This is a genomic window from Tabrizicola sp. T74, from assembly GCF_057219935.1.
This window is the reverse complement of record NZ_JBXVVT010000001.1, coordinates 474,950-487,061: the sequence shown is the minus strand read 5'-3', so window position 1 is coordinate 487,061 and position 12,112 is coordinate 474,950. Positions and strand designations below refer to the sequence as shown.

Annotated in this window: 18 protein-coding genes; 10 read left to right on the top strand and 8 right to left on the bottom strand. The window is 66.2% G+C overall.

Going from position 1 to position 12,112, the window contains the following annotated elements:
• Positions 1–3: 3 nt before the first annotated feature.
• From AC2EAL_RS02580 to AC2EAL_RS02570, 3 genes are all read right to left on the bottom strand, one after another.
• Positions 4–1,182, bottom strand: coding sequence for an aminotransferase class I/II-fold pyridoxal phosphate-dependent enzyme (locus tag AC2EAL_RS02580; protein ID WP_484722601.1), 1,179 nt, complete (start codon positions 1,180–1,182; stop codon positions 4–6).
• 167 nt (positions 1,183–1,349) lie between these two features.
• Positions 1,350–1,667 carry a DUF1244 domain-containing protein gene (locus AC2EAL_RS02575; protein ID WP_484722600.1) on the bottom strand — a complete coding sequence of 106 codons (318 nt, stop codon included), beginning with the start codon at positions 1,665–1,667 and terminating at the stop codon, positions 1,350–1,352.
• On the bottom strand, positions 1,604–2,671 hold the full coding sequence (locus tag AC2EAL_RS02570) for a LysR family transcriptional regulator (RefSeq protein ID WP_484722599.1): 1,068 nt from the start codon (positions 2,669–2,671) through the stop codon (positions 1,604–1,606). The genes AC2EAL_RS02575 and AC2EAL_RS02570 overlap by 64 nt, the downstream gene beginning before the upstream one ends.
• A gap of 106 nt (positions 2,672–2,777) precedes the next feature.
• Here AC2EAL_RS02570 and AC2EAL_RS02565 point away from each other — a divergent pair, with 106 nt between their 5' ends.
• From AC2EAL_RS02565 to AC2EAL_RS02555, 3 genes are all read left to right on the top strand, one after another.
• Entirely contained in the window at positions 2,778–3,047 is a 270-nt protein-coding gene (locus tag AC2EAL_RS02565; RefSeq protein ID WP_484722598.1) for a hypothetical protein, read from the top strand.
• 42 nt (positions 3,048–3,089) lie between these two features.
• Positions 3,090–3,668 carry a DUF924 family protein gene (locus AC2EAL_RS02560; RefSeq protein WP_484722597.1) on the top strand — a complete coding sequence of 193 codons (579 nt, stop codon included), beginning with the start codon at positions 3,090–3,092 and terminating at the stop codon, positions 3,666–3,668.
• A 125-nt stretch (positions 3,669–3,793) separates the two neighbouring features.
• Positions 3,794–4,183, top strand: a complete 390-nt coding sequence (locus AC2EAL_RS02555; RefSeq protein ID WP_484722596.1) for a hypothetical protein — start codon at positions 3,794–3,796, stop codon at positions 4,181–4,183.
• A gap of 26 nt (positions 4,184–4,209) precedes the next feature.
• Here AC2EAL_RS02555 and AC2EAL_RS02550 read toward each other — a convergent pair whose 3' ends face one another.
• The gene (locus AC2EAL_RS02550; RefSeq protein WP_484722595.1) at positions 4,210–4,944 is read right to left on the bottom strand and encodes an N-formylglutamate amidohydrolase; all 735 of its coding nucleotides are present in this window, start codon (positions 4,942–4,944) and stop codon (positions 4,210–4,212) included.
• Between the two features lie 152 nt (positions 4,945–5,096).
• Between AC2EAL_RS02550 and pyk the strand changes: the two genes are divergently transcribed.
• The 6 genes from pyk to AC2EAL_RS02520 all read left to right on the top strand — a co-directional run bounded on the left by pyk (position 5,097) and on the right by AC2EAL_RS02520 (position 8,341).
• Positions 5,097–6,542 carry a pyruvate kinase gene (gene pyk / locus AC2EAL_RS02545; RefSeq protein ID WP_484722594.1) on the top strand — a complete coding sequence of 482 codons (1,446 nt, stop codon included), beginning with the start codon at positions 5,097–5,099 and terminating at the stop codon, positions 6,540–6,542.
• Between the two features lie 36 nt (positions 6,543–6,578).
• Positions 6,579–6,809 carry a hypothetical protein gene (locus AC2EAL_RS02540; RefSeq protein WP_484722593.1) on the top strand — a complete coding sequence of 77 codons (231 nt, stop codon included), beginning with the start codon at positions 6,579–6,581 and terminating at the stop codon, positions 6,807–6,809.
• 108 nt (positions 6,810–6,917) lie between these two features.
• Positions 6,918–7,118 (top strand): 50S ribosomal protein L35, encoded by a 201-nt coding sequence (gene rpmI / locus AC2EAL_RS02535; RefSeq protein ID WP_137113091.1) that lies wholly within the window; start codon positions 6,918–6,920, stop codon positions 7,116–7,118.
• A gap of 12 nt (positions 7,119–7,130) precedes the next feature.
• The gene (rplT, locus tag AC2EAL_RS02530) at positions 7,131–7,493 is read left to right on the top strand and encodes a 50S ribosomal protein L20 (protein ID WP_484722592.1); all 363 of its coding nucleotides are present in this window, start codon (positions 7,131–7,133) and stop codon (positions 7,491–7,493) included.
• 131 nt (positions 7,494–7,624) lie between these two features.
• Entirely contained in the window at positions 7,625–8,074 is a 450-nt protein-coding gene (locus AC2EAL_RS02525) for a GNAT family N-acetyltransferase (RefSeq protein WP_484722591.1), read from the top strand.
• Positions 8,075–8,104: 30 nt separating this feature from the next.
• Entirely contained in the window at positions 8,105–8,341 is a 237-nt protein-coding gene (locus tag AC2EAL_RS02520) for a hypothetical protein (protein ID WP_484722590.1), read from the top strand.
• Positions 8,342–8,522: 181 nt separating this feature from the next.
• Here AC2EAL_RS02520 and AC2EAL_RS02515 read toward each other — a convergent pair whose 3' ends face one another.
• From AC2EAL_RS02515 to rbfA, 4 genes are all read right to left on the bottom strand, one after another.
• Positions 8,523–9,062: a hypothetical protein gene (locus AC2EAL_RS02515; protein WP_484722589.1), complete on the bottom strand. Its 540-nt coding sequence runs from the start codon at positions 9,060–9,062 to the stop codon at positions 8,523–8,525.
• A 102-nt stretch (positions 9,063–9,164) separates the two neighbouring features.
• The gene (truB, locus tag AC2EAL_RS02510) at positions 9,165–10,067 is read right to left on the bottom strand and encodes a tRNA pseudouridine(55) synthase TruB (RefSeq protein WP_484722588.1); all 903 of its coding nucleotides are present in this window, start codon (positions 10,065–10,067) and stop codon (positions 9,165–9,167) included.
• Positions 10,067–10,789: a phosphodiester glycosidase family protein gene (locus AC2EAL_RS02505; protein WP_484722587.1), complete on the bottom strand. Its 723-nt coding sequence runs from the start codon at positions 10,787–10,789 to the stop codon at positions 10,067–10,069. Before AC2EAL_RS02505 ends, truB begins: the two co-directional genes overlap by 1 nt.
• The gene (gene rbfA, locus AC2EAL_RS02500; RefSeq protein WP_484723388.1) at positions 10,786–11,199 is read right to left on the bottom strand and encodes a 30S ribosome-binding factor RbfA; all 414 of its coding nucleotides are present in this window, start codon (positions 11,197–11,199) and stop codon (positions 10,786–10,788) included. The genes AC2EAL_RS02505 and rbfA overlap by 4 nt, the downstream gene beginning before the upstream one ends.
• Positions 11,200–11,295: 96 nt before the next feature.
• On the opposite strand from rbfA, the gene dapB reads away from it, so the two are divergent.
• A complete protein-coding gene (dapB, locus tag AC2EAL_RS02495) occupies positions 11,296–12,102 on the top strand; it encodes a 4-hydroxy-tetrahydrodipicolinate reductase (protein ID WP_484722586.1) in 807 nt (268 codons plus the stop codon).
• The last annotated feature ends 10 nt before the right edge of the window (positions 12,103–12,112 follow it).

The window sequence follows — 12,112 nt, the reverse complement described above, 5'->3', positions numbered from 1 at the left end:
CCCTCACCCATAGATGCAGTCGCGGAGCATGGTCAGCCCGCGGAAGGTTTCTTCTTGGGGGGCCACAAGGGCCACCCGGATATATCCATTGCCGGGGTTGTCCCCTCCGACATCGCGCGACAGGTAAGCCCCGGGCAGCACCCGCACCCCCGTCTCGCGCCAAAGCTTCAGCGCCGCCTGTTCGCCGTCGTCCACCGGCAGCCACAGGAAGAAGCCGCCGCCGGGCGCCTGATAGCCCTGCAGGCCCGCAAAGATCGCATCCGCATCGCGGAACTTCGCCTGATACAGCGCGCGCGACGACGTCACATGCGCCTCGTCCTGCCAGCATGCCTCGGCCACCCGCTGCAGGGGCAGAGGCAGCGGAGCCCCTGCGAAGGACCGCAGCTTGCGGATACGGCTCATGCACTCCGGTCCCGACGCCACGAAGCCCGACCGCAGCCCCGGCAGGTTCGACCGCTTGGACAGGGAATGGAACACCACCACCCGCTCTGGGTCCGCGCCCTGCGCCTTTGCCACTTGCAACAGCCCCGGCGGCGGTGCCTCACGCCAGATCTCGGAATAGCACTCGTCCGCCAGAACCCGGAAATCATGGCGATCGGCCAGTGCCAGCAGATCCGCCAGATACTCCCTCGACGCCACCGCGCCCTGAGGGTTCGCAGGTGAGCAGATATAGGCCAGCGCCACCCGGTCCAGCACGTCCTTGGGCAGGCTGCCGTAGTCCGGCAAGAAGCCCGTCGCGGCGGTGGCGGGGACGTAGACCGGCTCGGCCCCCACGGTCAGCGCCGCCACGGCATAGACCTGGTAGAACGGGTTCGGCATCAGGACGACCGGCTTCTTGCCGTGCTTGTGTTCGGGGCAAAGCGCGATGCAGGCGTTGAACAGCCCCTCACGGGTGCCGTTCAGGACCATCAGCCGGTCCTGCGCGACCTCCACCCCATAGCGCCGCGCGATCCAGCCGGAGATGGCCGCCAGAAGCTCCGGCGTTCCGTCGTTCGGCGGGTAGACGCCAAAGCCCGACAGGTTCGCAGCCAGGATCGGTCCCACGAAATCGGGCATCGCATGACGCGGCTCGCCGATGGTCATGGCAATCGGCGCGCCACCCGGTTGGTGCGCGTCGAGAAGCTTCCGCAGACGCGGAAACGCATAATCCGGCAGGTTCGAAAACCGCTCAGGAAACGCCATTACTGCCTCAATCGCGGGGTCTATGCGCCCCGTTTTGACGCACGATAGCGACACGCGCGCGTGAGGTCTACAAAAAACCCAACGTGCTGAGAGACTTGGACACCGCCCTGTGGCATTTTCGTAGGGTGCGCTACAGCGCACCATCCGGCGGTGCGCTGTAGCGCACCCTACGCCTGCTTCGGCCCGACGTTTTCCGCGAAAGCCTTGTCGAATGCCGCCTTCTTCGCGTCATCCGCCGCCGTCTGGTTCTGCGCGACCCAATCGGCATAGGGCATCCCGTAGACCACTTCCCGCGCCTGATCCTTGGTCATCTCGATGCCGCGCTCCGCCGCCGCCTCCTGATACCACCGGCTCAGGCAGTTCCTGCAGAACCCGCCCAGGTTCATCAGGTCGATGTTCTGCACATCCGGCCGCTTGACCATCAGGTGATGCACCAAGGCGCGGAAGGCTGCGGCTTCAAGCTCGGTCTGGGTTTGCGGGTCCATGGCGGTCTCCTTCGACCTCGAAGGTGGGCGGCTCTGCGCTCAGCGTCAAGGGTCGGGGCCCAGGTCAGGCCCGCGACAAGCTCGACCAGCCAGGCCACCCCCGCATCCTGCAGCGCCGCGCGCGTTGTCACGGCCAGGATGTTGCTTGCGGGCGCATCGAACGGCAGGGGGGTCGCCACCAGGCCAAAGCGCGGGCCATGCGTGCGGACCAGGCTTTCCGGCAGCGAGACCGCCAGATCGCTTTCGGCGGCAAGGAACAGGGCCGAGGTGAAATTCGGTGCCGTCATCACCACCCGCCGGCTGCGGCCAAATTCCGCCAGGGTGGCGTCCGTGGCGACAACCGGGTCCCCGCGTGAGGACACGACCAGGTGGCGCGCCGCGCAGTAGCTGTCCAGTGACGGGTCGCGGGCATAGGGATGATCGGCCCGGGTGGCCACGACCAGGCGATCCGCGTTGCCCGGCAATTGGCGGGTGGCAAAACGGGCGGGACTGGTGATCCAGGGTAGGATCGCCACGTCCAGCTCGCGGCTTTCCAGCATGGCAAGGACATGGTCCCAGGGGCCTTCGTCCAGCGACTGGCGGAAGGACGGGACGATGTGCAGCACCGCGACCGCGACCTCGGGGGCTGCAACCGCCAAGCGGGCAGCCAGGGCAGGGCCGGTCGTACACAGGAACGCATCCCCCACCCCCAGCCGAAAGCGACGGGTCGATGTCGCGGGGTCGAACGCCTGGGCCGCGGACAGGACCGCGCGCACGCCCTGCAACACCTCGGCGATCTGCGGCGCAAGCTCCAGCGCCCGCTCGGTCGGAACCACCCCGCGCGGGGTGCGCAGGAACAGGGGATCGTTCAACAGCCGCCGCAGCCGCCCCAGCCCGTGACTTACCGCCGAAGGCGACAGGTTCAACGCCGCCGCCGCCAGACCCACGTTGCCCTTGGCCAGCACTGTCTCGAACAGCACCAGCAGGTTCAGGTCAGTGCGAGAGAGATCAATCTGATTCAGCATATCGGTGAAATCGTATCACTGGCTTCAGCGGAATTATACGGCGATACGACGGCCTCACTGCGCCGGGCAATTTCCTGCCCGGGCTTTCTTGCAAAGGAGCACTCGCATGGCAGTCCTCATGACATCGGACGTCGCCGGACAGACCCTTGAAGGCTACGACGGCCTTTTCCACACCGTATCCCCCGCCCTGAAACAGGCGCAGGGGTTCCTCATGCACCTGTCGCACCCGGTGGACGGCGGCTGGCGGGTGATCGAGGTCTGGAACTCGCGCGAAGATGCCGCGCGGTTCTTCGCCGCCACCATCGCGCCGAACCTGCCCGAGGGCATTCACCCCAAACTGAGCTTCGAGCCGCTGCACGACGTGCTGCGTCCCTGACCCAACCGGCATCTGCCGCCCATTCAACGCAAAGGTTTCACGATGTTCTTTGACACCACCCTGCACCAGCGCCTGCGCGCGCATCTGTCAGCCCCCGAGGCTGTCGCCCGGTTCTGGGCGCCCCTCGGCCATCCGGTCTGGTTCGGCAAGGACCCGAAATTCGACGCCCGGTTCCGCGATGCCTTTGCGGTTCAGCATGGGGCGGCCGGACGGGGCGAGCTCATGCCCTGGCTTGCCACGCCGGACGGCGCGCTGTCGCTGGTCCTGCTGCTGGACCAGTATCCCCGCAACGCCTTCCGGGGCACGCCGCGGATGTATGACACCGACACGCTGGCCCGGATCGTCGCGGATGCCGCCCTTGGGCTTGGCCACGACAGGGCCGTCGATCCGACGCTGCGCCTCTTCTTCTATCTGCCCTTCGGTCATTCCGAGCACCTGCCCGACCAGGACCGGGCGGTGGCCCTTGCCGCCGACCTGCCCGGCCCGACCTCTGATCACGCGCAGGGACACCGCGACATCATCGCGCGCTTCGGCCGCTTTCCGCACCGGAACGCGATCCTGGGTCGCGTCTCGACGGACGAGGAGACCGACTGGCTTCAGGCCGGCGGGTTCGCAGGATGAAGGGGGGCAGGATGATGCGACCGGTCGGGGGCCAAATCTCTCCCTACTCTATCGACGTGCCGGGAAGGGAGCATGCACCACCCTACCACTTGCCAAGCGGCGTCCTGCGCAGGCCGGCCCGGAGCTTGACCATCAGCGCATTCTGCTTCGTCTTTGCCGGGGCTAGCGCGCTGGTGGGCATGATCGCGGGCATCGTGATGGGGATCCTGCAGGACTTCACCATCGCCCCCGCCCATGCACACCTCAACCTTCTGGGTTGGGTCACCATGGCGCTCTACGGCCTCTATCACCGGTCGTTCGGGCGCACCTCGGGATGGCTCGGCTGGACCCAGGTCCTGACCGGCGCCTCGGGGGCCGCGACGATTGGCGGGGGTTTGGCGCTTTACCTGCAGAGCGGGGACCATGCCTATTTCCCGCTGGTGATCGCGGGCTCGCTTCTGGTCCTCCTCGGGATGGTCCTGTTCCTCGGGATCGTTCTGGCGGACATGCTGGGTTTCGGCCGCACGCCCGCGTGAAACAGCAACTGGCGGATCGTCGGGGCCTAGGCCTCCAGGTCCGCCAGCGTCTCCATCAAGATGCCCGCCAGTCGCCCCGCCCAATGCGCCTGCTCGGCGGGCGTCCCGATCAGATCGTTCCGCACCTCGATCAGCGTGTTGTGCCGCCCCAGCCGCAAGGCATGCCGGTCGATGGCATCCCCCGGCAGGTGGCCCGAATAGGGCTCGTTGTCGCCGATGCACAGGTCCGTCTCGGCCTGCAATCGCGCGATCAGTGGCTTGGAAAACCGCTCGTCCAGATGGGAATACAGCACCCCCACATGCCAGGGCCGGGGCGCGCGGCCGCGCAGGCAAGGCGTGAAGGAATGCACCGCCACGATTACCCGGTCGGGTCGCAGGGCCGCCAGCCGGGCGTAGGCAGAGTGATAGGGGCGATAAAGCCGGTCAAGCCGCTCCTCCACCCCGGCTTCCGTGATATGCCGGTTCGCCGGGATGATCGTCCCGTCGTACAGCTTCATCACCAGTGTCGGATCGTCCTCGCCCCGGTTCGGGTCGATCACCAGGCGGCTGAAGTCGGACAGGATCACCGGGCTGTCCAGAAGGCGGCCCAACTCCAGCGCCACCCCTGCCGCGCCCACGTCCCAGGCGATGTGGCGCGCCATGTCCTCGGCCGGAATGCCCAGGTCACCGCCGTTTACCCAGTCCGGCACCCGGTTCGACGCATGGTCGCAGGTCACCAGCCAGCGGCCCTTGCGGTCCTCGCCCTCGATCCTGAACGCCACGCCCCAGCCCCTGTCCGCCTGTTGCAAAGGTTTTACGAGGGATCGCCAGAAGACGCCAGCAAGGCACGACCAGAAAGCGTTGCGGGCCGCATCGGATTGCGCCATAAGGCCCTCGGCCCACATGAACCGGAATTTATAGCAGGAGGATGGCGATGCGCCGCCACCGCAACGTGAAGATTGTGGCCACGCTTGGCCCCGCCTCGTCGACCTACGAGATGATCCGCGCTCTGTTTGAGGCCGGCGCAGACGTGTTCCGCCTGAACATGAGCCACGGGGTCCACGAGGATATCCGCAAGCGGCACGAGATCATCCGCCAGGTCGAAAAGGACCTCGGCCGCCCGATCGGCATCCTGGCCGACCTGCAGGGCCCGAAGCTCCGCGTCGGCGTCTTCGCCAATGGCTCCGAGGAACTGGTCGAAGGCGCAGCCTTCCGCATGGACCTTTCGACCACCCCCGGCGATGTGAAACGCGTGAACCTGCCGCACCCCGAAATCTTCGCGGCGCTGGAGCCCGGCACCTCGCTTCTGGTCAACGACGGCAAGATCCGCCTGCGGGTGAACACCTGCGGCAAGGACTTCGCCGACTGCACTGTCGAGGTCGGCGGTACCATCTCCAACCGCAAGGGCGTCAACGTCCCCGACGTGGTCCTCCCCGTCGCCGCCCTGTCGGAAAAGGACCGGGGCGACCTGGAGTTTGCCTGCGCCCTGGGCGTCGACTGGCTGGCCCTGTCCTTCGTCCAGCGCCCCGAGGACGTGACCGAGGCCCGCTCCCTTGCCAAGGGCCGCGCCGCGATCCTGTCGAAGATCGAAAAGCCCGCCGCCGTGAAGGCCTATGACGCGATCCTCCAGGTCTCGGACGGCATCATGGTCGCGCGCGGTGACCTGGGCGTCGAACTGCCCGTGACCTCGGTCCCGCCGATCCAGAAGCGGCTGGTCCGCGGTGCCCGCGCGGCGGCAAAGCCGGTGATCGTCGCCACCCAGATGCTGGAATCGATGATCGAATCGCCCGTGCCGACCCGCGCCGAGGTGTCGGACGTCGCCACCGCGATCTACGAAGGCGCCGACGCCATCATGCTGTCCGCCGAATCCGCCGCCGGGAAGTACCCGGTCGAGGCCGTCTCGACGATGAATGCTGTCGCGATGAGCGTCGAGAAGGACCCGACCTACCGCTCGGTCATCGAAGCCTCGCGTCAGGTCCGCCGCGAATCGGTTGCCGATGGCATCGTCGCCGCCGCCCGCGAAATCGCCGAGGCCACCAACATCAAGGCGATCTGCTGCTTCTCGCAGACCGGCACCACCGCCAGCCTCGTCGCTCGCGAACGCCCGCATGTCCCGATCATCGCGCTGACGCCGCTTCTCTCCACCGCGCGCCGCTATGCACTGACCTGGGGCGCGCATTGCGTCATCACCCCACCGCAGGACCGCTTCAAGGGGGCCGTTCTGGCCGCCGTTGCCGCCGCACGGGCCGATGGTTTTGCGACCGAGGAAGACCAGATCGTCGTCACCGCCGGCGTGCCGTTCAACGTGAAGGGCACCACGAACATCCTGCGCGTGGCGCCTTGCGACGAACGGTTGATCTCGCGCGTAGACCCCGAGTAAACTCTCGCCAGCGCTGCGGCTTTTGGCGAGGCGGGCATGGACGCAGATACGGATCTGATTCTGACGCTCGGGATCGTGCTTATGGTCCTGTCAGTCCCGACACTTCTCTCGGCCTGGGTCGATGGCCGGATCCCCCGATTGGGCGCGATCATGGTCGTCGTGGCTGGCGGGATGATCGTGACCGCCCTGCAGACCGCGCCCGGCGGCTATGCCTTCGAAGAGGTGCCGGGCGTCGTCATCCGCGTGTTTGCCAGCTTCTTCAACTGACTGAGACCCCTTGCACCTTTGCCCGCCTGCCCCTATAGGGGCGGCTTCTTACCCGCACGGCCGGCCAAAGTGGCATGCCGAGTCGTGCCTGAAACCACGGAGATGGAAATGCCCAAGATGAAGACCAAGTCGGCGGCGAAGAAGCGCTTCAGCTTCACGGCCTCCGGTCGGGTGAAGGCCGGTCCCGCCGGCAAGCGCCACGGCATGATCAAGCGCACGGCGAAATTTGTCCGCAACTCGGCCGGGACCATGATCCTGGACGACAGCGATGCGAAGATCGTCAAGAAATACATGCCCTACGACCGGTAAGGAGAACATCAGATGTCCCGCGTCAAATCCGGCAAGGTCACCCACGCCCGTCACCGCAAGGTGATCAAGCAGGCGGCTGGCTACTACGCCGCCCGTTCCACCAATTTCCGCACCGCGACCCAGGCCGTCGACAAGGCCCAGCAGTACGCGACCCGCGACCGCAAGGTCCGCAAGCGCCAGTTCCGCGCGCTGTGGATCCAGCGGATCAACGCCGCTGTCCGTCTCTTCGACGCCGAGATGACCTACTCGCGCCTGATCAACGGCCTCACCAAGGCCGGGATCGAGGTCGACCGCAAGGTCCTCGCCGACCTCGCCGTGCACGAACCCGAGGCGTTCAACGCCATCGCCGGCCAGGCCAAGGCCGCTCTGGCCTGATCTGTCAGTGTTTGGAATAAGGAAAGGCCCTGCGGAAACGCGGGGCCTTTTCGTTTGGGCTCAGGCTTCTGCGTGATATCCTGGCCCGCTCTTGACGACAGCGTGTGAAGGGATGGCTTGCAATGATTGCGTTGCGTCCAGTCAATCTTGGGAACCTCGACAGGCTCTTCAACCTTTCCGTTCACCCGTCCCAGCAGGGCTTTGTCACCCCAAATACCAAGACGCTGGCCGAAATCCACTACACCAGCGGCGGCTATGTCTTTGCCATTTGCCGGGGGGACGAGGTCGTCGGCCTTCTGGCCATGATCGACCTGCGCGAACATGACGAGCTTCTTGACGGCGACGATCCACAGGCGGCCTTCATGCTGCGTCTGATGGTCGGGGCCGAGTATCAGGGCCAGGGGATCGGTAAGGCTGCCGTTGCATTGGCGATCGACTGGGCGCGGTGTCGGGGCAACAGCCAGTTCCAGACGGCTTACGTTCCGGGAAACGAAGCCGCCCGCGCTCTCTATGCCGCTCAAGGATTGCGTGAGACGGGCCGCCAGATCGAAGGCGAGATCGAGATGTCGCTGACGCTTTGACGCGAACTGACGGCTGGACACACGGCTCGATTGCTCCTCCCCAAGCGAAGGAGGACCACAATCGACGACCAGCGCGCCCTTGCCATCGAAGAAGGCTTCAGGACCGGCGACTCTGCGGGCTACGTTGGCCTTATCGACCCCGCCTGCCTGATGGTCATCCCCGCCCCGCCGCACATCCTGCCCGCCGATCAGGCGCTGCAAGGCATGACCAAAGGCCCAGGATGGACCCGCGTCACCTTCCACACCCCCCGCATCGCCCGGCCGTAAGAGGGCCTGGTCGTCCTCGCCTACCGTGTCACCGCAAACAAGCACGACGGCACCAACTACGTCGCCGACTGCACCTCGGTCGGGCGACGGCAGGGGCACGAGAACTGGAAACTGGTGCAACACCAGCAGACGCCGCAGGCCTGATTCGTGTGCGGCCACCGTCGCCCCTGCCAAGGCGCTATCAGCTGTCCACCACGAAAAGCGATACAATGACAATTGCCTGGACCGCGATGGCCGTGCCCAGAAGGAGGTGCAAGATTGTCCAAGGGCTGCCACTCGTCGTGTAGGACATAAGAGCAAACACCAACCCAAAGCCGATACAAGATGGGAATCCCGAAAGAATCCGTGACCTTGTTGAACCCGGAAGGAAGGAACGCTTCAGCAGAGAGGGTCCCTGAAAGGCCGCGTGGACACGAACGTTCTCCGCTCCCATCACAGCCCTTTCCCGGGCCAGGGTAGCGGCGTTCAGGCGCAAGGATGCATAGAATGTAAGGGGGATCGCGATCAGTGCCATCGCCACAATGACGCCAACCGTAACCCCCAGCAGGTTCGAGGAGCTCGTCTGGTGCAAGACTACCGCTCCAATGACCCAGACCAAAGGCAGCGAAAGCGAAAGCATCAAGGCGATCAGAAGCTCGCGAAAATAGGCCCACGGCCCCAGCCTTGCGGCGACCGCCTCGAGGGACAGGGGATTGAGAATTGACTTCACCACAGCGGGCATCCGTTCGACTACAGGGTTTCTGTTCCTGACGGTCAGCCTGGAATGGCCCCAACCTTTCGTAAAGCGTGCAACGTCGGCGTAGCTATACGAAGGCCCCCACGCCTACCGAACGAACACCCGGCTCGGGTGCAGCTCGCCCGCCCGGTAGTGCCCGACGGCCACGGCCAGCCCATCCAGAGACGCCCAACCCTCCGTCCCCCAGTCGGCATGCCCGATCACCTGCCCCGGATTGCCGTTGCGCAGCCGCACCGCCCCCTCCGGCGTTGCCCGGAACTCCGGCAGGTCCTGCAGACCCAACTCCAGCGGCAGAAGGCGCGCGTCCAGCGCGTCGGTCTTGGCCTCGGCGTCCACCGTCTCCAGCGAGACGCCCTTACCGGCCTCAAACGGCCCCGACCACTTCCGCCGCAGCCATTCGACATGCCCCAGACAGCCCAAGGCCTGCCCAAGGTCCCGCGCAATGGACCGGACATAGCCCCCCTTGCCGCAGACCATCTCCAGGTCGACGTGATCCGCATCCGGACGGCCAAGGACAACGAGCCGCTCCACCCACAGGGGCCGCGCGGCCAGCTCCATCACCTCGCCCTCGCGCGCCAGGTCATAGGCCCGCTCGCCCTCCACCTTCACCGCCGAGTACTGCGGTGGCACCTGGTTGATCTCCCCCCGGAACGCCTCCAGCGCTGCTTCGATGTCAGCATCAGAGGGCCGCGAAGCCGAGGTCGCGATCACCCGACCCGAGGCATCATCGGTATCCGTCGCCGCCCCCAGCACCACCCGGAACCGGTAGCACTTCAGCGCATCCGTCACATAAGGGATCGTCTTCGTCGCCTCCCCCAGCGCCACCGCCAGCACGCCCGTCGCATCCGGGTCCAGCGTCCCCGCATGCCCGGCCTTCTGCGCGGAAAACGCCCATTTCACCTTGTTCACAACGGCAGTCGAGGTCACTCCGGCGGGCTTGTCCACGATCAGCCAGCCATTGACCGCCCGGCCCTTCTTCGTGCGTCCCATCAGCCCCTCGGAACCACGGTGCCGACGATCGGCCCCATCGGGAACCCGCCGTCATGCCGGTCGAGCGAAGGCGCATAAAGCCGCGAGATGTTGCCGTCGAAATACAGGGCTTCGAACAGCCCAAGCTCATCGCGGAAGAAACGCGCGAAGGAATGGAAGTTCACTTCGTCGTTCGAGATTGCAAAGACCGCCCGCGTGCCGTCCTCGCTGACCCCCACGCCGTTGCGGATGTAAGTCGAGTCGCTGCCGGGAAGCAGCTTCGGGTGCAGCTGACCATCGATCACTAGCATCGGCCCCGACTGAGTGGCATAGCGGCATTCCGGCCGGTCCCGCTTGAAGGTCCGGCTCTCGATCACCCGGAAGCCATCGCCAATGCAGAACACCCCGTTCGGGAGCAAGCCAAAGTTCCCCGGCCCGTCGCTGGTGACGATGGCCGACCGTTCGACCCCGTCCTCGACGTACAGCCCCACAGGCGCCAGGTCCCGGTGATACATCCCCGCATTCATCGCAAAGCCAAGCGCCTTGCCCGTTGCGCCCAAAGCCTCGTCGACATTGCGGAAACTGCCATAGGCCCCGTCCGGCCCGGAATGGAACAGCCGCAGGTCCTCGTCCGCCTGCACCTCGCAGAGAGTATAGGACGCGCCCTCAAAGGCAGTGTCCCGGCACTCCACCGCCTCTGCCGCCACCGGCGTCAGCAGGAAGACCGCAACCAGCCACCTCATTCCTCGTCGTCCGCCGCGTTCAGGTCGCGCTGGACGGAAGGGTCCGCGAACAGCCGCCGCGTCTCGTCCAGCCGGTCAAAGGTCTCGTCGGGGCGGAACCGCAGGTCTGGCGCGTATTTCAGCGTCAACTCCGACGCCACGCGATGCCGCAGCTCGGCCTTGTTCCTGGCCAGCGCCGCAATCGCTGCCTCAACCGGCACCGACCCCATCAAGGGCATCACGTAAACCGTCGCCACCTTCAGGTCCGGCGAGCACGACACCTCGCCCACCGTGATCGACATGGCATTCAGCTCCGGGTCGTGGATCTCCGCCCGGTTCAGCACATCCGACAGCGTGCGGCGGATCAGTTCCCCCACCCTCAACTGGCGTTGCGACGGGCCGGACCCGGTATTGAAGCGCTTGTTCCCCATGCGGCCCACATAGGCCCTTTCGCCCCCGCCCGCAACGCCGGGCTTCTCACGCCTGCGGGAACCGGCTATGGGGGCCATGAAACGGGGGACAGACAGATGGATCAGCCGGGACTGGTGGTGACAGGCGCTTCGGGCCGCATGGGGCAGACCCTCATCCGCCTCTCGCAGGGGTCCGACAAGCTCCGCCTCGTGGCTTGCGTCGAACGCGCGGGCCATCCCTGGATCGGCCGCGACGTGGGCGAGGCGATGGGCGGCTCTCCCCTCGGCGTGAAAGTCACCGACGACGCGCTGGAAGCCTTCTCCAAGGCGCAAGCCGTGGTCGACTTCACCGCCCCCGCCGCCACGGTGGAATTCGCCGCGCTGGCCGCCCAGGCCCGCGCCGTCCATGTGATCGGCACCACCGGGCTGGAACCGCAGCACCTGGCCAAGATCGAGGCCGCCTCCCGCCACGCCACCATCATCCGCGCCGGGAACATGTCCTTGGGCGTCAACCTGTTGGTGCGCCTGACCCAGAAGGTCGCCGCAGCCTTGGACGCCGATTGGGACATCGAAATCGTCGAAGCCCATCACCGCATGAAGGTCGACGCGCCCTCCGGCACCGCCCTCATGCTCGGCCAGGCCGCCGCCGAAGGGCGCGGGGTCAGCCTTGACGAGGCCAAGGTATCGGGCCGCGACGGCATCACCGGCGCGCGCCACAAGGGCACCATCGGCTTCTCCGCCATCCGCGGCGGTGACATCGTCGGCGAACATGACGTGATCTTCGCGGGTGAAGGCGAACGCATCGTGCTCCGTCACCTTGCCACCGACCGCGCCATCTTTGCGCGCGGGGCGCTCAAGGCCGCGCTCTGGGGGCAGGGCAAGAAACCCGGCCAATACGACATGATGGACGTCCTCGGCATCTAACCGGTTGATC